Genomic DNA, 19,178 nt, shown 5'->3' with positions numbered 1-19,178 from the left:
GTGGTGACCGCAGCCGACAACGAGGTCCCGGCCGACAACACGGCTCCGTCTGTGAAACAACGCACCGAGGCCTGGCTGCTCGCGGACATCACCGAGGAACCAGCCGGACATCTGGGGCCACACCGGATGGCGCCGAAGAAGGAGAAGCGCCACCCGTGGTGGAAGGTGATGTGTCTGACGGGTGTCGATTACTTCTCCACTCTCGGTTACCAACCCGGTATCGCGGCACTGGCGGCCGGCACGTTGGCTCCCATCGCGACAGTCGTATTGATCCTGCTGACACTCTTCGGCGCTCTACCGGTCTACCGGCGAGTGGCTCGCGAGAGTCCGCATGGCGAGGGTTCGATCGCCATGCTCGAGAAGCTGCTGCCCAAGTGGCGCGGCAAGATCTTCGTTCTCGTGCTTCTCGGCTTCGCGGCCACCGATTTCCTCATCACTATGACGCTCTCGGCTGCCGATGCCACGGCGCACCTCGTCGAGAACCCTTTTGCTCCAACCTTTCTCTCCGGACACACCGTCGCCGTCACCCTGGTTCTGCTCGCGCTCCTCGCTGCGGTCTTCCTCCGCGGATTCACCGAAGCGATCGGTATCGCGGTCGGATTGGTCGCCGTCTACCTCGCCTTGAACGTGGTGGTCATCTCCGTAGGTCTGTGGCACATCGCGACCGCGCCGTCGTTGGTCACCGACCGGACGCGCGCCATGACCACCGAGCACGGAAACCCGGCGATGATGATCCTGATCGCGCTGATCGTCTTCCCGAAGTTGGCTCTCGGTCTGTCCGGCTTCGAAACCGGCGTCGCGGTCATGCCGCAGATCAAGGGCGATCCGCACGACACCGAACAGAATCCACGTGGCCGAATCAAAGGCGCACGGCGCCTGCTCACCACTGCGGCGCTGATCATGAGCGGATTCCTGCTGACGTCGAGCCTGGTCACCACCATCCTGATCCCAGAAAACGAGTTCCAACCCGGAGGCGCTGCCAACGGTCGCGCGCTTGCCTTTCTCGCCCACGACTATCTGGGTGAGATCTTCGGAACCGTCTACGATCTCAGCACGATCCTGATCCTTTGGTTTGCCGGTGCGTCGGCAATGGCAGGGTTGCTCAATCTTGTTCCGAGGTATCTCCCCCGCTACGGCATGGCGCCGTCGTGGGCCCGAGCCGTGCGTCCGCTGGTCCTCGTGTTCAGCGTCATCGCCATCACTGTCACGATCTACTTCGACGCCGGTGTCGACGCTCAGAGTTCCGCGTACGCAACCGGTGTCCTCGTGCTCATCTCGTCGGCGACCGTCGCCGTTGCACTGTCCGCTCGTAAGCACGGTCAGCGAAAACTGTTCGTGGGGTTCAGTTTTGTTGCAGTTTTGTTCGTCTACACGACGATCGCGAACATCTTCGAACGTCCAGACGGTGTGAAAGTGGCGTCGTTCTTCATCGCCGCGATCATGGTGGTGTCCTTCCTTTCCCGGATCTCGCGAGCCTTCGAACTTCGGGCAACCTCTGTCGAATTCGACGAGACTGCGCTGCAATTCATCGCCGAGGCAGCCGAGAAGGGTTACCTCGCGATGGTGGCGCACGACGTCGATCGTCTCGACGAGGACGAGTATCGGCAGAAGGAATCGCAGCAGCGCGCCGAAAGCAACATCCCGGAGGCGGAGTCGATCATCTTCATCGAGGTCAACGTCACGGACTCCTCCGAATTCAGCACCGACCTCCTCGTCCACGGCCGACAGCGCGGTGAGCACCGGATCCTCTGGGTCGACAGCCCGGCCGTCCCCAACACCATTGCGGCGGTTCTCCTGCGGACGAGAGACATCACCGGCGTGATTCCCGACGTCTACTTCGAGTGGACGGAGGGAAACCCGATCATGTACCTGCTCCGCTTCCTGTTCATCGGTGAGGGCGAAACAGCTCCCGTGACCCGTGAGGTCCTCCGCCGCGCCGAACCCGACCAGTCCCGCCGGCCACACGTCCACGTCGGTTGACGCGGCAAACGATGAGCAGAGGGTTGGTCCAGGCCATGCACCAGGGAAGATCGCACAGAAAGAAGTGCTGCGTGCCTATATTCAGGCGAAACTCGCGAATATCACATCTTGCGTGCGAGGCTCGCCCTGAAATCCATTGCGATGGTGCGGATCTATAGGACGATCGGCCCCCGCTGCACCCACACGTCGAAGCGACTGGCTATCGCAGGTTCGATTCGTCTGTCACCAAGCGATAAAGAACGTATCCAGAAAACACTATTATGGAGACGACGCAGAGTACGAGCATGATGTCGAAGAAGATAGTCATGTTTCCCCTCATGGGTTCGACCAGAATCGATTCGTTTATCCCCGCGAAAGTTTCTTCGTGAAAATGTCCTGTTCCGCAGCTCTAATCGTGTGAAGGCGATAGCGCCTCACCACCCGAGGCACGGCTCAGCACTACTCAGGGTGAGGGCTTGGCAGTGTCATGCGCTGCGCAAAGGGTCAATTACGATTCCTGATCCGCTGACACGAGGTCGCGGAAGTAGTCGGAGAGACGGTGAGTGCCAGTCCGCTCGCCCACCGACTCACGTTGGAGCCCTTCGATGAAGAATCGAGCCAGCGACGACGGGCGCGGCCCCAGGCGATCCGCGGTCCAGATGACAGGCCGGACGAATCCGGCAGGGACCGAGACCATTCGGGGCCGCTTGTCCACCGCGGCGAACGCCAAGTCCACGATGTCGCGATACCTGTAGATGTCCGGGCCACCGACATTCCACTCACCGGACCCGTCCCCGAGTCGGTCGACACAGAAGGCTGCGAGGTCGGCGCCGTGGATCGGGTTCAGTCGCGCAGTTCCGGCACCGAGGCCGAACGCAAGGCCGCGACGAGCCATGTCGAGGAACTCGGAAGCGTCCGAGAAGTACCCCGAGGGATTGACGATCTGCGAAGCCGCCTCGCTCCGCCGCAGCGCCTCCACGAACGCCGCCTTCGACCGCATCACCATCGAGGTGCCCTCGTGGACATGCATGACGTTGACAAACAGAAACGACGACACCGAGTCTTGCTCCGCCAACTGCAGCAGACGCAAGTTTGCTCGAAAATCGATGTCCCAGGGGTCAGCGTGTTGCCTCGTCACACCCAACGCTGAAACCACCCGGTGCACACCGTGACACAGACCTGGAATCGTACTGCGATCGCCGATGTCTCCGATCACCCACTCGTCTACCAGGCCGCTTAGAGATGGAGCTCCGAACGCCCCCGAGCCCTCTGCCCGATCGCGTGAACGCACCAGCGCCCTCACCCGATAGCCGCGTTGATGGAGCTCACGCACCAGATACCTACCCATATACCCCGTCGCCCCGGCAACTAGTACGGTCTGCGCTTCCACGTGCACCCCTTCCATTCATGTACTGCCTAGTCCAAGAATACAGTACTGCCATGCGATGACTTCGACACGCCAAAGGAGTTCCTGTCGGCCCACCTGGACAATGGGAACGTCGGGCCACCTCGGATAGCCGGCGACAATGAGATGGAGGAAACGTGATGGCGCGTCCCGCACGACCGTTGGACCCTGTGCGCTCTCGCGCGCTACTCGATGCCGCCGGCGTCGCATTCGCAACACACGGCTTCGAGCGGGCCTCGCTCAACTCGATACTGGCCGAGGCGCGATTCCCGAAGAGCTCCTTCTACCACTACTTCGGGGACAAAACGACACTGTTCGAGCGCGCCGTGGAAGCCGGAATGGACGCGCTGCGCGCAGCGGTGATACCACCGAACATCGACTCACTCGATCAGCACAGCTTCTGGCCGCAGATACGTGACCTCGGTGATCAACTCCAGACCGCCGCCACCTCGGACCCACGCACCCAGATTGTCGGACGCCTGCTTCACGCCGCCGACGTCCCGCCCTCACCCACGCTCGACGCTCTTCGCCACTCGATAACGACCTGGCTCACACACGCACTCGAAAGAGGCCGCGACCTCGGCCAGATTGACCTCGACACCCCCCTGGAGCTTCAACTACACCTACTGATCGCCGTCCTCACGGAAGTCGACCGATGGGTGCTCGCCCACAACGCGAACACCGACTCCACGTCCGCGGCACTGCGCGTACTCGAACGCTTGCTCGTCGCGTGATCATGGCTCCTGAATATGTCATCGGAACTATCAGATAAACGGTTGATTCGGTCTTGGTTCGACACGCCGAGCTGAGCTAGGCGAGAAGGATCGATCATGACCGAAACACTGGATCCCATGGCGGCCGAGGTGGATCAGAAACAGCTGGCCGAGCAACTTCTGGCACAAGCCAAGGAGCACGGCGTGGAGTTGATGGGCCCGAACGGGCTGCTCAATCAACTCGCCAAGAATGTCCTCGCTTTGGATGCGGAGATGACCGAGCACCTCGGCTACGACAGGCACGACTCGGCCGACCGGGGCAGCGGCAAACTCTCGAAACGGTACCGGTCGAAAACGGTCTTCACCGAGACTGTACCGGTGGAGATCGGCGGAGATCGGTGTCCCGCGGGACATCGATTCCTCGTTCGCCCCGCAGATCGTCAAGAAGCGACAACGCCGCCTGGCCGATATCGACGAGATCGTATTGTCCTTGTCCGCAAAAGGAATAACCACCGGGGAAGTGTCCGACCACTTCCAGGACGTCTATGGGGCAACGGTCTCGAAAGACACAGTTTTCGGGATTGCGGACAGAAGCGTTCCGTCCAGCAAGGAGGTTTCTCGGAATGTCCTTGCTTTCTTCGAAGCTTCGGAGCGTTTACCCGCGATGAACTCGGCTGGACATGGCCACCGGATACCGCGCATGACCGTAAGACCCTCGCGGATTCTCTCCACAGCACACCCGCCTTCGCATGTCTGAAGCAGGTAATTCAGCTATCTGACGGCCTGAACCTGGTGTTTTCGCCACCACCATGCACCGTGCGCTCGCTCAGAATCTTCGTGCCGTGCCCCCATTTTTGGGGGCACTTGGCGATGTTCGCGGACCTGCAGGTCGCACTCGCGCCATTGCCGCCGCCATTCGAACCACAATCGCTCGAAACGAAGACGCCGATACCATCGATCAACGTATTCAGGCGCCCGAGGACGGAGGCCTCCCACTGTCGCTCTGGTAGAGCGCGACATCGCTCGGCAGGACCTGCGTGGGATTGTAATTCGTTGCAGTGCATGGCATTTACCATATGTTGGTTATCGGCAATCATTTTTCGCACTTGGATTGCAAACTCGAAGTACTCAGACGTGCCCGACCTTGCCGATCAAAGAAGCCATCGGGTGGCACGGTTGCCGATCAAAGAAGCCATCGGCTGGCGCGCTGCCCGCGATGGCGGCTCAGGCGAACCGTTCACCGACCTGTGGATCGAAGAGTCGGTAGCCGAGGGGGCGCATCGCGTCGATGACCGCATTCGCATGCTCGCTTTGGAATCCGTAGCCAATGAACTCGATCAATTGCTCACCGATGTACACATCGAACATTGGGGTGCCCTCCGCGGCAGTCCCTGGCGGGCGCAAGAACTGCCCGTCCCACGCCCAACCTGGGAGATCCTCCACAAATGCCTGCAAGATGCAATCGCGGTCTACAGCATCGACGCCGCTCACGTGCTGCTCGTCGTTTAGCCGCGCGTAGGCGTGGGAGAGGTCGAGATCATCGCCTCCCGCCCAGAACGCCAGGTTGTAGCTCATGGCTCTTAGTATGCCTGCGCCTTGACCTCTGTCGAGATTTCTTTACTGACTGCCGAGCAGGTGAGCCGAATTCCGTTCCGATGCAAACCGTCTCGAATCATGTTCTAACGCATTAATTCAGGCAGTGTCGGCCTGAACATGGCAAGATCCGCGCGGTTCAGCGCGGATCACCCACGTGATCGGCGCCGCGTCCGGAGAGCTGGACCACCCGGCGCACCTGCTAAACACCGGCCGCGAGCACGCCGCTGCGTGGGTGCAACACGCGCAGTCCGCTTGACCTGCCAAACAGCGTTTCGGACTCCGTGGCGCTGTTCATGTTGTTCGCGAGCCATTCCGCGTCCGGCTGGACCATCGGTTCTCGCAGGCAGCAGCGGCCGCCGTTGTCTTGGATGTAGTGGGTGAAGTCCTCGTTCTCGTACCACCGCGTTCTCCGGTGCGGGGTATCACGACACAGCGTGTGGGAGCAGCTGTTTCGGTCGTGGTGATGCCTTCCCGCGAGTCGGTAGAGTCGCTCCCCTGCCACCATGACGTGTGTTTCCATCAACTTCGCAATGCCAAACAACCGTCTCGGGCTCAGCACCGATATCGAGAGTGCTCGACTACAGTCCCCTTCATAGGACGGTCCTGTGGAGTCGGATTTGTGGCGGCATCGTGAGCAGAAGCAATGTGCGAGGTTTCTCCGACAGTCAATCGTTCACCGTTTCGCCGCTTCCTCACGGCCGCGGTGATCAGTTCGGCCGGCTCGTCGGTGACAGCGGTGGCGATGCACACTTGGGGCGCCCACCTCGTCTACAGCCCAACGCGTTCCGGCTTGGACCGCTTCATGCTCGGTCCCGCCGAACACGTCGGCCAGATTCTTCCTTCCGCCCACAGGACGGCGCGCCGCGACAGCAACACCCACCACTAAAGCCAGTGCCGTATAGAGCGCGATCACACCAAGAAGGCCACCGCCGATCTACCGGGAGCGCCCGACGCAAACTCCGCTCTTGCAGGGCTCGGCACTGAACAAGTCTCAGCCAACCGACGGCACTTCGGTGATGGCGTCGGCGGTCACGAGCATGTCGATCTCGACGCTGTTGGTTCCGTCGCCATCGGTGACGCGCACAGTTACCCCTGCCAGAGCCATTGGTCGTCGTGCATTTCCGCCCAGAATTTCAATTCAGATAGCGACTTCCATCGAAACTAGTTGTTACACAGTCACTTAAGAAAGAGAACTGACACAACTTGAAAGTTACCGGTGAGATATTTCCACTGTTACCGATCGCCATCCGAGCAACAAACCACGGGCCATCGGATCCCCGTCGCATGACGAAAGACGTGCGGGCCGATCCACATGATCAGCTGTCTGCGCCGCCTCGGATGTCGTCGCGGTGCAGGGACGCGAGTTCGGCGAGGTGAGTTCCGACCCGATCAAGCGGGACACCGACCGTGACGAGATCGCGAGAACCTCGTCCTGCACCTATCCCACCGTATAGGTCGGCAGATGCACACAACGGACTAACGTCGACCACGTCCAGCGCCGTCGTCTCGACAGCAGGACCCACACCACCATCAAATGCCGAGAGCCGCGTGCATGGTGCGATATTGAGTGCCCCTTTCGCCCTTCCGGACTTACCCGTGGACGTGCAGACTCATACAGTTACTGTGGACGCGCAGTCACACTTAGTTTACTGTGGGCACATCTGAGATAGATGCCACAAAGGAGCCCGAAATGCAGTTCCTAACACTTCGTCGCACGCGGCGTAACACGCCATCTGTCCGGTTAACTCCGGGGCGCAATACCGTCAACGAACATCGCGATTACCACGACACTCTGCGCACACTGTCCGAGGCATCCTCGACAGGGCTCCACTTCGAGGCGTTCAAAGACATCGCCTGGAATTCGCCCGAGTTCGCCGCCCCCGCGGACGACCCAAGATGGACACTCCCCGCGGTCGACCCCTTGTCCCACACCGACTGGTACCGCGCGCTCTCACCCCAGGAACAACGGCGGGTTGCCCGGATTCGGCTCGCATCTATAACAAAGACCGGCTCCCAGTTCGAGCAACTGCTCCTTCTCGGCGGTACCCAGTTCTTGATGGGCCTGGCGAACGAGAACCCCGAATTCCGCTACTTCATGCACGAACTCACCGAAGAGACACACCACATCCAGATGTTTCAGGAGTTCACCAACCGGGTGGCTCCGGAGGTCCACGGTGCCCCAACGTGGCTTGTCAAGGCCTTCCCCTGGTCGGTTCGCTGGGATCGCTGTGGCCCAGTTTCTTCTTTCAGATCATCCTCGCTGGAGAGGAGCCGATCGACCACATCCAGAAGAGCATCATGCGCGGCGGTGGCATTCACCCGCTCACCGACCGCATCATGCAGATCCATCTCGCCGAGGAAGCACGTCACATCGGGTTCGCCCATGCATGGTTGCGCCATCACGCTCCGCGCATGAGCCGATTCAACCGCCTCGCACTCGGCCTCACCACGCCTGTAGTCATGCGCATAGGGTTTTGGTCCATCGTCGTCCCGAGCCGGCAGGACGCGACGTTGCTGGGTATCCCCCGCAATGTTCTGCGCGAGACCTATTCGATGCGCAACCCCGATTTCCGGCGACTCCTTGCAGAGTCCTGCGCAGACGTCCGGAGCCTCGCCGACGCCAACGGAATGCGCACCCGGCTCACCCTCTGGTCCTGGCGGCTTACCGGAACCGACGGCCGGCTGTCGCGTTACCGCAACGAGCCGTCGAGGGCCGCGGCTTGACGATCTGCAACCCGCGACGCAGCTGCCCCTCTCCCACTTCGACAGACAGCTGCGTTACCCACTCACCGCGGTCGAGGCAATGGCGCACAGAAATCAGCGCGCCAACCACAGGCCCACACCCGAATCGCCCCATCGAAGTGTAGGAAGCACATCCATCGAGGCCGAACCGGCGACATCAGTGCCGGCGAAGACGCAACATTTCCAATGACATAGCGAATTCACTTTTGCTACTACAGGTTTCGGCACAACGTACTGCGAGCGACGTTCAGCACTTCCGCGATTCGGTCATGGATACGCCGTCGCCCTTCATCTTGGTCCGGCAATAGAGTCACAGCCCGACCACGCCGAGCAGAGCTTCTCCTGGATCGACGACGGCAACAACGGCCGCAACGAACAGCAGCGCCATCGCAATGGTCATCACAGCACCGAGCGATCCGAGGGCGACGAACATCCGACAGTGGGCACCGTTGATCGTGTCCGACGACCTGTAGCGATGAATTTTGTCGAGTTGACACTATCGAAGGATGACCCTTGGTTTTCGAATCCGGCCACCCGATGATGATTGCCCTCGACATTGACGGCACCCTGCACGTCGCGGAGGACACGAATCCGCTCGCGCACGAAACGATCAGCATCGCAGTGAGATCGGCTGTGCGGGCAGCTGTTCGATCCGGAGCCCACGTCGTGCTGTGCACCGGCAGACTCGCCCCCGCCACACGACCGTTCCTACTCGAGCTCGACATCATGACGGGGTTCGCGATCTGTTCCAACGGGGCCGTGCTGATCGATGCCGCAACCGGGAAAATCGCGGAGCAAGTGGTCTTCGATTTACGCACTCCCATCGCGGCACTACGCGAACAACTACCCGGCGCGATCTTCGTAGCCGAGAACCCGGGCATCGGGGTCAGAGCAACCGGCCGTGTCGACGACGCGGATATGCACCATGGCGAGGTCGAGCTGGTCGATATCGACGAACTTGCGACCACGCCGACCACCCGACTGGCGATCCACTGGCCTGGACGCAGTGGGCAGGAGCTGACCGAAGTCTTGTCTGCTCTCGATCTCCCCGGCATTCGAAGCCTGTGCTACGAAAACGAACCACTGGCCGACTTGACCGCAGCCGGCGTAAGCAAGGCTGCGATGCTGGAAAGGCTGCGCATCGACCTGGGCGTCGCCGCAACACGGACCCTAGCCGTCGGTGACGGCATCAACGACCTGGAAATGCTGGACTGGGCCGCTCACGGCGTGGCCATGGGTCACGCACCTGCTTCTGTGCTTGCCGCAGCCGACCAGATCTGCCCACCAGGCACCGAGGACGGTCTTGCCACCGCATTGTCGACATGGTTCCGATAGAACATCTGGGCTGTGCGCGGCGCGTCGTGGACGCCTTGGATCTCGGTCATCAGATCGTCGAAACGGAACATCGGCGCTGGGCGGTCGTCCCAGACCCGCTTGAGTGCGCCGGGTTTCATCTGCTCGAAGCCGACAGCCAATGCGCATTCGACGGTGCCGCTGGCGACGGCTTGGCGTGCGAGGAAAAGGGCCGAAGATCCTGTGGCGCCCTGACATCCAGCGGTGGAACATGCCTTGGACGTAATGGGTGAAGCACTCATTCTCGTACCCGTTGCGTTCTTCAGTGCGGTATATCACGAAAATGCTTGTGGGAGAGCATGTTTCGATCATGGTGATGCCTTCCCTCGAATCGGCAGAGTCGCTCCCCTGTCGCCATGTCGAGTACTTCTGTCAACTTCGCAATGCCAAACAACCGTCCCGGGCTCAGCACCATATCGGGCGTGCTCGACTACAGTCCCCTTCATGGGACGGACCTGCGGAGTCGGACATGTGGCGGCATCGTGAGTAGAAGCGATGAGTGAGGTTTCTCCGGCCGTCAATCGTTCATCATTTCGCCGCTTCCTCACGGCCGCGGTGATCAGTTCGGCCGGCTCGTCGGTGACAGCGGTGGCGATGCCCATTTTGGTAGTGCAGCTTCTAGACGCGACGCCCTTCGAAGTCGGTGTGGTGAACGCGGCTCAGTTGATTCCTTATGCGGTGCTCGGGTTGTTCGCGGGGGTTTACGTCGATCGGTGGCGGCGCAAGCCAATCCTAGTGTGGGCCAGCGTCGGTCGAGCGGTAGCACTCGGCACTGTTCCGCTTCTGTGGCTCGCCGGCCTTCTGCACATCTGGGTCCTGGTCATCGCGTTGCTGTTGTTCGGCTCCTTCTCGGTGTTCGGCTTCGCTGCGATGCAGTCCTTGTTACCCCGGCTGGTTCCACGCAGCCAACTGGTGAAAGCAAACGCTCGACTCGACCAAGCCGACGCAGCAGCAACGACATTGGGGCCAACGGTCGGGGGCGCACTCGTAGGCCTGCTCGGCGCTCCCGTAGTGATTGCCGTCGACGCAATCAGCTATCTCGCTGATGCCGCACTCAATTACGGTCTCGACGTAGACGAGCCGCGACCCGCTTCTCGCTCCCGCAACCTGATGAACGAAGTGCGTGAGGGTCTGAGATTCACCTACCGCCACCGCACTCTCAACCCGCTCGCAATATCGACACACGTGTGGTTCCTCGCCAACGGAGCCGCGTTGACTGTGCTGTCTCTCTTCGCCCTCCGCTCACTCGGGTTCAGCGCCTACACATACGGCCTGCTTCTGACGACGTTCGGTGTCGCAAGCCTCCTCGGAGCGTCCAGTGCACATGCGATCGGCACGCGAATCGGACCAGGACGAACGGTCATCCTCGCCCGCTCGCTGTATCCCCTCACCTGGCTTCTCGTTACCTTCGCGACCGACACACTTGTTGGCCATCTCCTTCTCTTCGCAGCTCTTGGCCTGCAGGGCTTGGCAGCAGGCGCGGAGAACGCGAACGAGATGGGCTATTGGCAAGCGCTCACTCCGGATGAGCTTCTCGGGCGCGTGAATGCCGCCCGGCGTTCCGTCAACCGCACCATGGCCGCCCTCGGTGCCGTGACAGCAGGCCTGTTGGTCGGTGCGATCGGCGAACGCCCCACCCTGATCGGCGTCACCATCGTGTTCGCCATCGCAGCAGGCACACTGGCGTTCTCGCCGCTGCGACACTCGGCGCGGGATCTCTGACCTCGGCGTTCAGCGCAGGTTTACCTCCGCGGCGGCCGAGTTCTCTGACAGCGTGTAATTCCTAGGAGCGTCCGTTCCAGGTACAGGTCATATTGACACTCGCAGATAGCATCCACGCATGCACGTCGACATCGAGGGCGCCACCCGGATCGTCCGCCTCGCCGCAGAATTCGACTCGACCTGGGCCGTCGATGACCTGGAACCATTCTGCGCACAGGCTGGATGGGACCTCGTCGAACTCAGGCATGCTGGCGGCTCGATTCGGACGAACTTTCATGTCAGCCGGCCGACGGCGAACATGTTCGGGCGGCAACACAGAATGGATTCGATCTCGATCTTAGTCACGGACGTGGCAGATGATGCTACGCCCATGACCGTGGTGCGTCCGTTGCTGGTCGAAGGATTCACGAACCTCGATGTGGCACTAACTGCACTCCTGGGGACAGCCACGAGCGCCGAACCTGAGGCAACTATCCGGTGGGATCTGCCGAACGCGGTCATCACACTGAACCGGGGTGTCAGTGCGATCCACCTGCATCTGAAGAGTCCGGGATATCAGGCATGGGCGGATGAGCCCGAACCGGAGTACGAGGACGAGGACTAGCGATCGAGGTCATCTCCTGACCAGGTTCAGTCGAATTTTGTTGCCAGGAAGAATATTTCAGCAGAACGGTCAAAGTCGGTTCGCCTGGTCGCATCGCACTGCGGCTGGAATGGATCGATGCCGTCGACGGCCTCCGAACAGTCGAATTCTTCCTGAAGACCGGCGAGGTGGGGCGGTGCACAAGTATGCGCGGATAGGGTGGCTGTAGCGATATTTCCGTGCTGTACCTCCAGTCCGCTGAACCACACCCCTGGCAGCCCGCTGGATTCAGCTTCCTGTGTACCCAAGCGATCCGTAACGTCGAAGTCGATCGCCTGGACGCTGTACGTGTCTAGATCCGCGGCCCCCCAGGACATGCGATGTTGAGGTCTATGGTTATTGACGCGCCTCGCTCCCGATGTTCGGTGGCGGTCCAACCTGCGGCGGGGGCAAGAGCCTCGACGCCATAGCTGCAACGCTCGGCTTCGGCAGATCCTCGGTCAGCCGCGCACTCCTGACGGTGCTGAGAAGATGAAAAGTGGGTCGGACGGGCTCTCACGAAACGCATGATTCACCTACGGCTGGAAGAGATTCCGGACGAAGGAGAGGCTTTCGGGGAGCGCTGCCCGCATCGTCTCGATATGACCGGTCGGATATGTGCGGAATGTAACTGGCTGGCGGTTGGCGGCGAGTTCGGCCGCGAGTTTCAAAGCCAGCGGTGCCGGCACCATCTCGTCCGTCAGCCCCTGTCCGAGGAACACTGGCCGGTCGTACCCGGTCGTCGGGATCTCCAGCATGGCGCGAGCAGCAGCCAGCACCGCGGGATCGTCGAGGGGCCGGTTCACCAGATCGCCGATCGTGACGTCGCCGAGGCCCGATGCCATGTCCTGGTAGCAGTCGGTTTCGGCTCGGGCCAGGGCATCCGTGCCGCGTGGTGTCAGGTAGCGATCGATGTCGAGATCGGGTCGCGCCGCCCGGAGTCCGGCCAAGAGGTACGAGACGAACACGGTGCTGCCGGTCAGTGGCAAGCGGGGAAAGTCCGGCCCCACGAGTGGTGCAAGGTTCTCCAGATTGGACGGCGCCCCGGTCGCGACCGCGCCCCGATAGTCCAATTCGGGTGCGTACCGTGTGGCGATCGCTGCCGTGACCATAGCGGCCTGCCCGCCCTGAGACTGTCCGAGTGCCGACCACCGCGGTGAGAGCGACGGTTCGACCGCACGCGCGGCACGCACCATGTCGATCACGCTGTGCGCCGCCGACGGTCCGTCCAGGTACGCGTGGATTCCCGGCGTGCCGAGCCCCACGTAGTCGGTGGCAACGATCGCGTAGCCCTGCGAGAGCCAGTTCGTGAGGTATGGACTGCCGACGGTCCCGGTCACGGTGGGAGCGCACTGGTCGGAAATACCTACAGTGCCGTGAGCCCACGAGATGACCGGCCAGCCGCCGTCGGGTGGATCGCCGGGGGGCAGGAAGAGCGCGCCCGTACTCAACGCGGGCTGGTTCAGCGGTCCCGTGGACCAGTACGTGAGCTTTGATGCGTTGGCAGCGCCGGGAATCCAGAAGGAGTGCGGCAGGGAAGTTGCCGCGGTCACTGTCCCCGGCGTCGTGATTGACGACGGTTCCTGCGCGTGGACGGGCGCGGTCGAAACGGCCGCGGAGGCGAGCGCGATCACCATCAATACTTGGCCGAGCCGTCGTCGGATCATTGCACCGCTCCCCGGATTCATCCGCGTGTACGCCGACTACCATTCTGCGCGAACCGGGGGTGCCGGTACACCGGTTCGACCATCTTCGGGTGCCGCTCCTGCAGTCGAGGGGCCAGCGGACCGTGCACGACGAAGAACTTACAGCCGAGGTCAGCCGTGCATACCGAGAACTATTCGGTCTACGGCGCGCACAAGGTGTGGCTGGAAATGCGTAGTGAGGGCATTGATGCGGCACGGTGCACGATTGATGGGTGTCTTCGGGCTCGAATGCGCACGAAGAGGCATGACCAACCAAGCGCACCGCCATCGCCGATCCACAAGGACATCGCGCGGACGATCTGGTGCAGTGAGGTTCAACCCTGTGACGCCAAAAATGTTGTGGGTGAGCGCTTCAAGTGTTCGGCGACTCGGCCTGAGAGGAGTGAGTATTCATAATCGAGCCGCGTCCAACCCGTCGGACGCGGAACATAGACACCACCGATCACGCTCTCCTGCACCGAAAATTGTTCACGCGTGAGATCAATCGCCGACCCGTCCGGTAACCGGTTCCACCAGTGAAAGTCCACTCGTTCACCTCGAACGTGCACCTCGCCGCGAACCAGGTCACCACCGAAATAGTCGTGCACCACCACCGCAGTAGTCGCACATTGCCCGCGCGCGGGATTCTCCTCCGACCAATCCCCGATGTCTTCTGGAGCGCACGTATCGGGTCCCCATGCAGCGTTCAGTGCTTCGGTCACGCGGACCAAGGAGACGGAATCCATCGACGAAAACTACCATGCAACGTGAACGGCATTTCCTTAGGGAATTCAACTCCGGCAGAGAACAATTGCATCCGTTGCACCTTGCTGCGTCTGCTCCCTTAATGCCGAAATCACAGCTCGCGCACGATAATGGACGACATGGCGCAGTACTGGAGCGAGTATCCATTGTCCGAGGTCGACGGTCAGGTGCCCAGTGCCCTGCCTGTGGGTCGCTACGTCAGCGTCATTTCGAATGGACACGGAGCGCTGACCGCGTGGGTTGCGGGGCCAAGCAGGTGCTACAGGACACCGCATCCGGCATCCGCGCACCCGCCCGTACGGGTTACTCGCGGTGACCCGAGCAGGGAACCCGAGGAAGTCTGGTTCGAGCCATACACCGAAGAAGACCTGCGGATGGTCAACGACGACGTCAACTCCTACCTCGCGGAGGCCGGAGTCCGGTTGCAACCCCGGGGGTACAAATGGCACGTGCTGGTGCCTGAAAGCGTTCGCGATGGCGAAGAACTGGAATACGCGCTGCGTGAGAAGAACCAATACATCGAACCGGCCGAAGTCCTAAGAGCAATAGAGCGATCGTACGAATCACTGGTCAGCCAGATACCGCCGACTTCCTGACCAGTCTCGCCGGTCTACGGTCTCAGCCAGACCAAATCTGTTGCACGATCATCCACAGCCACTCACGGACAGGCTGAGGAAACGGGCTCCAGTACAACCACCAATTGTCCACAACGAACCTTCCTCAATTGTGCTGTTGCACTGAATCAGTGACGACCCGGCGGGTTGACTTCGTCAGCGGACTTGTCGAGCGCAAACCTTTGAATGCTGGATGTCTGAGTCCGCCGTCGGTGCACTCCCGGTATTCCACTTCGCACACCTAAAGCGGTCCAAATCCGCGTTACCAGACCAGCGCGGCTCACGGATGGACGGACGTAGCACGATAACGGTAGCCATCCTGGTGCGCGTCGGAACCGTACTGCGCAACAAGGTCCTCATATTCAAGGTCCACTAGCTGGCCTGGAGTCAGGACGCGGTACCCAGTCGCCACAATCTCGGAGTAGAACACCCAACAACCGCCGGGAATTTCGGCTGCGTCGAGTACACCCCAGCCTTCCTCGGCGTGGAACTCACGGACGACTGCGCTTGCCCGGAGCGGCGGCGGGTCCTCGAACGTGGTTTCGGCAACGAGGTCCGAATCCGTAATCTCAGTGATGGTACCGTCGGGATCGATGTTCCAGGCTGTGGCCCCGGTGAATGTCGGCTCTCGCCCCGGAAAGCTCTGTGGGCCGAAGACCGAGATACCGGCCGCGATGACCGCCAATGCCGTCAGCGCATATCCCCATCGCCGGGAATTTCGGGAGCCCATGGCATGGACGCTACAGGCACCACTACGCCTAGTAGGGGCTGCTCGAATCGTGGGTCGTCGAGCACGGCGTCTATGCGGCAGTCGGCAACAATCTGCGCGATGCCGCTCGTCCGCAGCGATGGTGGCGAAATGTGGATGATCGTCGTTTGTTTCCTGGAGCAGTGGGTGGCCGCAATCTCGTCTTCCACGCATCCTCGAGTGCGGCTCGTAGAACCGGTCCCGGTGATGGCCGAAGCAATGTACGAATGCGCCAGGCGGTGATGCCGAGGGCAATGGCGATCGCGAGCGCCTTGGCTGGATATAGGCCCGCCGGCGAATAGCGTCAGTCATGATCGGGTTTTTCCTTCTAGAGATTCCCGGTCTGGAGCCTCGCCGGTTGTCGCCGGTGGGGCTTCTGCGTTGTGTGGGTCAGCTCGTTACGCCGCGTTAAGAACCTGAAAACTCGGTGAGCAAACCTTCCTTTCCCAGGTGAAGCAGTGAATTATCGAAGTGGCCGCGCATCTGGTTACCGCGCGGCATGGCGAGCGCGCCTGAAGGCACAACGGGCCGGGAGGTCACATGCTGCTACATCAATCGATCGGGTTGGAGCGCTTCAACGAACTACCGCGACAGAAGGCGGTTCACGCACTGTTCGAGTGCTGCTGCTCGCTGACGTGGGCCGGGTGGGTCAGCGACGGACGCCCGTTCGCCGATCACGCGGAGATCCTCTCGCGAGCCGAGGACGCGATTCTCAACCTCTCGGACGTCGACGTCGAACGCGCCCTGCAATGCCATCCACCGATCGGCGTGCGCAAGAACAGCGTGCCGTCCCACCTCGAGCAATGCTCGATCTGGGTTCCGGACGACGCCGTCATGGCTACCATCTATCGCGCCGGCGAGGAGTACGAGCGAAACTTCGGCTTCCGGTATCTGTGGTGTTCGCACGGCCATGACGCCGACGACCTGCTCGAGAACATCGGCCAGCGCATGTCCAACGAACGGTCCGTCGAGCGCAAGGTCTGCGTCGACGAGCTCGCCAAGATCACGCGGACGAGGATCGAGCGCATGCTCGGGCCCGAGGACGGTTATCCCGAGTACTGAAAAGAAAAGCGGGTGCAGCGCTTTCGCGCCGCACCCGCTTTCATACCCTGAATCGATCAGAGATCGAATTCTGCCGGAGAGATTCCGACGGCAAAACACATGTCGCGTACGACGCCGCGCTCGTGCTCGTCGAAGTTGCCGTCCGCGCCGCCGATGATGATGCCGATCTGGATGACCGCGCGGGCCTGATCCTGCTTCGACTTGAGCTTGGCGATGGTCGCGGTTGCCTCGACCTTGCCGAACTCGTAGTCCGAGGACAGCTTGCTGCAGTACCAGTCGAACTGCTCACGAAGCTCGTCCGGCGGGAAGACCGCGAGCGACTCGTTGCTCATGATCAGCGCGGCGGTCTTCTGACGCTCCGACGGATCGATCGAACCGTCTGCGGCGGCGATCAACGCGCACATTGCCATGCTCGCGTTCTTGAATTCCTTGTTCTGGAACTGGCTGGTCTTTGTCTTGAGCTGGCCGTTCATCTCCTGAGCCTTAGCCTTCAACTGATCCCAGAATGCCATGAGTCTCCTCGAGTATTGCCGCCACACACCGCGCGTGGTCGTACCACCACTCTGCCTGTGTGCTCGGCAATCCGCCATCGGCCGCTAGGTGCGGTCGAACACTGCCAGAATTCGCGACTCGGAGATCGGGTCGAGCACGTCCGGGGTGAAGTGCCATTGCGTGCGGGTCCACGGATCGTGAACCTCCGTCTGCCCTGCTGCCGAAAGATGTTGGCACCCCTCGGACAGCGCGGCGACGGATTCTTCCGCGAAGTTCGACTCGTCCTCTCCGACAATCAGTATCGACAAACCGATTCCCGGTCCGCGTTCGGCGAGGAACATGATGGTCTGTGCGTCTTCGGCGGAATATCCGTGCGGGAAATCGCTGAGGATCAACAGTCGTAGGGAACTCGGGCCATCTGCGACGCCACTCATTCGCGCGAGTTCGCCCATGTCGACGGCTTCGGCGAGTGCCCGCAGACGCGCTGAGATCTCGGTGTGAGTGGTGATGACCGGCCCCGCGAGCATCGGTGCCAGTCGGTCGGTCAGTGGCGTGAGCGAGCCGGTCAGGTCGACGACGTCGAGTAGCGGCATCGGGCCTGCTGCCATGACGCGCACGGTGACGGCACTGATCAGACCGAGCGCTGCTTTGCTCGACGTACTGTCCACCCAGATGGGCCGACGCAGTGGGAGCGGGACGCAGTAGGGAACGGTGAGCGTGCCGCGGTCCGGAGCCGACAGCTCACCCAGACGCATTCCGTCGCTGACGGCTGTGATCTGGGCCGGATCGGTTGTACCCGCCCAGGATACCGACTTCCACGACGCCATCGACCGTGGGAGCACGCCGTCGATCACGCCGAGTTCGTGCGCAAGCTGAGCGCTGTCGCGGGCGTGATTGTCCCGCGCGAGTGAGACGAGGTCGTCGTGACGCTTCTGTGCGGCATCGCGCGCCGCCACTCCCGCTGCCGAGTTCCGCAACGACGGATCTGCGACGGCAGCGGTCAGATCTTCGTCCAAACGGGCAAGCGCGTACTCGCTGCTGGAGACGAAGGAAGCGGCAGATCGTGAGGCATCCTCGAAGATCATCCACGCGCGCTCGAGGCCGCGGCCCACCTCCAACGGCTCCACCGCGGAGTCCCACGCGGGCGCGGCTGTCGGGGCTGGTTGTGCCGGCTCGTCGTCCACCTCGACGCCGTGCACCGAGATCAGTTCCGCCAGACCACCCGCATAGCCCTGCCCGACGGCCCGGATCTTCCAGGCACCGGACTTTCGGTACAGCTCCCAGCAGATGACCGCTGTCTCGGTACCTGCGGTGGGGATCGCGAATTCGGCCAGGACCGAACCGGATTGATCGCTCAGGGTGGCGGAGAGCCCGGCCGTGCGAAAGGCTCCCGCGGCCGTCGCTGCCGGATCCACGCTCACGATGCACAACACGGCCGCCGCATCGGGGTGAAGTCGATCGAGTTCCACCCGAATGCCACTCTCGTCGAGTTGCACTCCAGCGGTGGACGGTTGGTTGTAGAAAACGAAGTCCGCGGACGTCAATGCCCGCAGGTTCGCGTCCGCTACCAGCGCCGACACGTCGAACGGCGTCTGGCTCTCGGCTCGAAACGTCACCACGGGCGCCTGCAGCGGCGCGTTCTGTCCGGGAACAAAAGTCATACCCACAGCAGCGAACTATGCCATGACCGGGCTCTCTCG

17 protein-coding genes and 3 pseudogenes are annotated in these 19,178 nt (G+C 61.6%); 11 read left to right on the top strand and 9 right to left on the bottom strand.

Annotated features, from left to right (window positions below; all coding sequences use genetic code 11):
• On the top strand, positions 1–1,980 hold the full coding sequence (locus EHW12_RS03190) for an amino acid permease (protein ID WP_125050280.1): 1,980 nt from the start codon (positions 1–3) through the stop codon (positions 1,978–1,980).
• A gap of 487 nt (positions 1,981–2,467) precedes the next feature.
• On the opposite strand, the gene EHW12_RS03185 is transcribed toward EHW12_RS03190, so the two are convergent.
• The gene (locus EHW12_RS03185; RefSeq protein ID WP_164490547.1) at positions 2,468–3,349 is read right to left on the bottom strand and encodes an NAD(P)H-binding protein; all 882 of its coding nucleotides are present in this window, start codon (positions 3,347–3,349) and stop codon (positions 2,468–2,470) included.
• 155 nt (positions 3,350–3,504) lie between these two features.
• Between EHW12_RS03185 and EHW12_RS03180 the strand changes: the two genes are divergently transcribed.
• Together EHW12_RS03180 and EHW12_RS35075 are read left to right on the top strand one after the other, a co-directional pair.
• Positions 3,505–4,098: a TetR/AcrR family transcriptional regulator gene (locus EHW12_RS03180; RefSeq protein WP_021333814.1), complete on the top strand. Its 594-nt coding sequence runs from the start codon at positions 3,505–3,507 to the stop codon at positions 4,096–4,098.
• 96 nt (positions 4,099–4,194) lie between these two features.
• A pseudogene (locus EHW12_RS35075) lies at positions 4,195–4,651 on the top strand (transposase); the annotation flags it as partial.
• A gap of 650 nt (positions 4,652–5,301) precedes the next feature.
• Here the strand turns inward: EHW12_RS35075 and EHW12_RS35070 are convergent.
• Positions 5,302–5,652 carry a hypothetical protein gene (locus EHW12_RS35070; RefSeq protein ID WP_125050278.1) on the bottom strand — a complete coding sequence of 117 codons (351 nt, stop codon included), beginning with the start codon at positions 5,650–5,652 and terminating at the stop codon, positions 5,302–5,304.
• Positions 5,653–6,316: 664 nt separating this feature from the next.
• On the opposite strand from EHW12_RS35070, the gene EHW12_RS03165 reads away from it, so the two are divergent.
• From EHW12_RS03165 to EHW12_RS35065, 3 genes and pseudogenes are all read left to right on the top strand, one after another.
• Positions 6,317–6,559, top strand: a complete 243-nt coding sequence (locus tag EHW12_RS03165) for a hypothetical protein (RefSeq protein WP_042451999.1) — start codon at positions 6,317–6,319, stop codon at positions 6,557–6,559.
• Positions 6,560–7,363: 804 nt separating this feature from the next.
• A pseudogene (locus EHW12_RS35780) lies at positions 7,364–7,837 on the top strand (diiron oxygenase); the annotation flags it as partial.
• Positions 7,838–7,857: 20 nt separating this feature from the next.
• Entirely contained in the window at positions 7,858–8,397 is a 540-nt protein-coding gene (locus tag EHW12_RS35065) for a diiron oxygenase (protein ID WP_241199086.1), read from the top strand.
• Between the two features lie 328 nt (positions 8,398–8,725).
• Here EHW12_RS35065 and EHW12_RS35775 read toward each other — a convergent pair whose 3' ends face one another.
• Positions 8,726–8,848: a hypothetical protein gene (locus EHW12_RS35775; RefSeq protein ID WP_265154581.1), complete on the bottom strand. Its 123-nt coding sequence runs from the start codon at positions 8,846–8,848 to the stop codon at positions 8,726–8,728.
• Between the two features lie 80 nt (positions 8,849–8,928).
• On the opposite strand from EHW12_RS35775, the gene EHW12_RS03150 reads away from it, so the two are divergent.
• Positions 8,929–9,750, top strand: coding sequence for an HAD-IIB family hydrolase (locus EHW12_RS03150; RefSeq protein WP_125050277.1), 822 nt, complete (start codon positions 8,929–8,931; stop codon positions 9,748–9,750).
• On the opposite strand, the pseudogene EHW12_RS35060 reads toward EHW12_RS03150, so the two are convergent.
• Positions 9,750–9,956: pseudogene (locus tag EHW12_RS35060) on the bottom strand (lipid-transfer protein); the annotation flags it as partial. The gene EHW12_RS03150 and the pseudogene EHW12_RS35060 overlap by 1 nt on opposite strands.
• A 307-nt stretch (positions 9,957–10,263) precedes the next feature.
• Here EHW12_RS35060 and EHW12_RS03140 point away from each other — a divergent pair.
• A complete protein-coding gene (locus EHW12_RS03140; protein ID WP_125050276.1) occupies positions 10,264–11,490 on the top strand; it encodes an MFS transporter in 1,227 nt (408 codons plus the stop codon).
• A gap of 118 nt (positions 11,491–11,608) precedes the next feature.
• Positions 11,609–12,094, top strand: coding sequence for a DUF6301 family protein (locus tag EHW12_RS03135; RefSeq protein WP_125050275.1), 486 nt, complete (start codon positions 11,609–11,611; stop codon positions 12,092–12,094).
• Between the two features lie 554 nt (positions 12,095–12,648).
• Here EHW12_RS03135 and EHW12_RS03130 read toward each other — a convergent pair.
• Positions 12,649–13,779 carry a lipase family protein gene (locus EHW12_RS03130; protein WP_125050274.1) on the bottom strand — a complete coding sequence of 377 codons (1,131 nt, stop codon included), beginning with the start codon at positions 13,777–13,779 and terminating at the stop codon, positions 12,649–12,651.
• A gap of 353 nt (positions 13,780–14,132) precedes the next feature.
• On the bottom strand, positions 14,133–14,543 hold the full coding sequence (locus EHW12_RS03125) for a hypothetical protein (protein ID WP_125050273.1): 411 nt from the start codon (positions 14,541–14,543) through the stop codon (positions 14,133–14,135).
• Positions 14,544–14,681: 138 nt separating this feature from the next.
• On the opposite strand from EHW12_RS03125, the gene EHW12_RS03120 reads away from it, so the two are divergent.
• Positions 14,682–15,158 carry a DUF5956 family protein gene (locus EHW12_RS03120; protein ID WP_125050272.1) on the top strand — a complete coding sequence of 159 codons (477 nt, stop codon included), beginning with the start codon at positions 14,682–14,684 and terminating at the stop codon, positions 15,156–15,158.
• Between the two features lie 298 nt (positions 15,159–15,456).
• Here the strand turns inward: EHW12_RS03120 and EHW12_RS03110 are convergent, their stop codons facing one another.
• Entirely contained in the window at positions 15,457–15,906 is a 450-nt protein-coding gene (locus EHW12_RS03110; protein ID WP_003941092.1) for a hypothetical protein, read from the bottom strand.
• 558 nt (positions 15,907–16,464) lie between these two features.
• Between EHW12_RS03110 and EHW12_RS03105 the strand changes: the two genes are divergently transcribed.
• A complete protein-coding gene (locus EHW12_RS03105; protein ID WP_054826198.1) occupies positions 16,465–16,986 on the top strand; it encodes a 2-oxo-4-hydroxy-4-carboxy-5-ureidoimidazoline decarboxylase in 522 nt (173 codons plus the stop codon).
• A gap of 56 nt (positions 16,987–17,042) precedes the next feature.
• Here EHW12_RS03105 and EHW12_RS03100 read toward each other — a convergent pair whose 3' ends face one another.
• A complete protein-coding gene (locus tag EHW12_RS03100; protein ID WP_003941110.1) occupies positions 17,043–17,498 on the bottom strand; it encodes a TerB family tellurite resistance protein in 456 nt (151 codons plus the stop codon).
• 84 nt (positions 17,499–17,582) lie between these two features.
• Complete coding sequence (locus tag EHW12_RS03095) at positions 17,583–19,139, bottom strand: TerD family protein (RefSeq protein WP_007727036.1); 1,557 nt, start codon at positions 19,137–19,139, stop codon at positions 17,583–17,585.
• Positions 19,140–19,178: the final 39 nt, after the last annotated feature.

Origin of the sequence: Rhodococcus sp. NJ-530 (assembly GCF_003860625.1) — a bacterium.
Taxonomy (GTDB): Bacteria; Actinomycetota; Actinomycetes; order Mycobacteriales; family Mycobacteriaceae; genus Rhodococcus_F; species Rhodococcus_F qingshengii.
The sequence above is the reverse complement of the archived record's forward strand: the minus strand, read 5'-3'. Positions and strand labels throughout refer to the sequence as shown.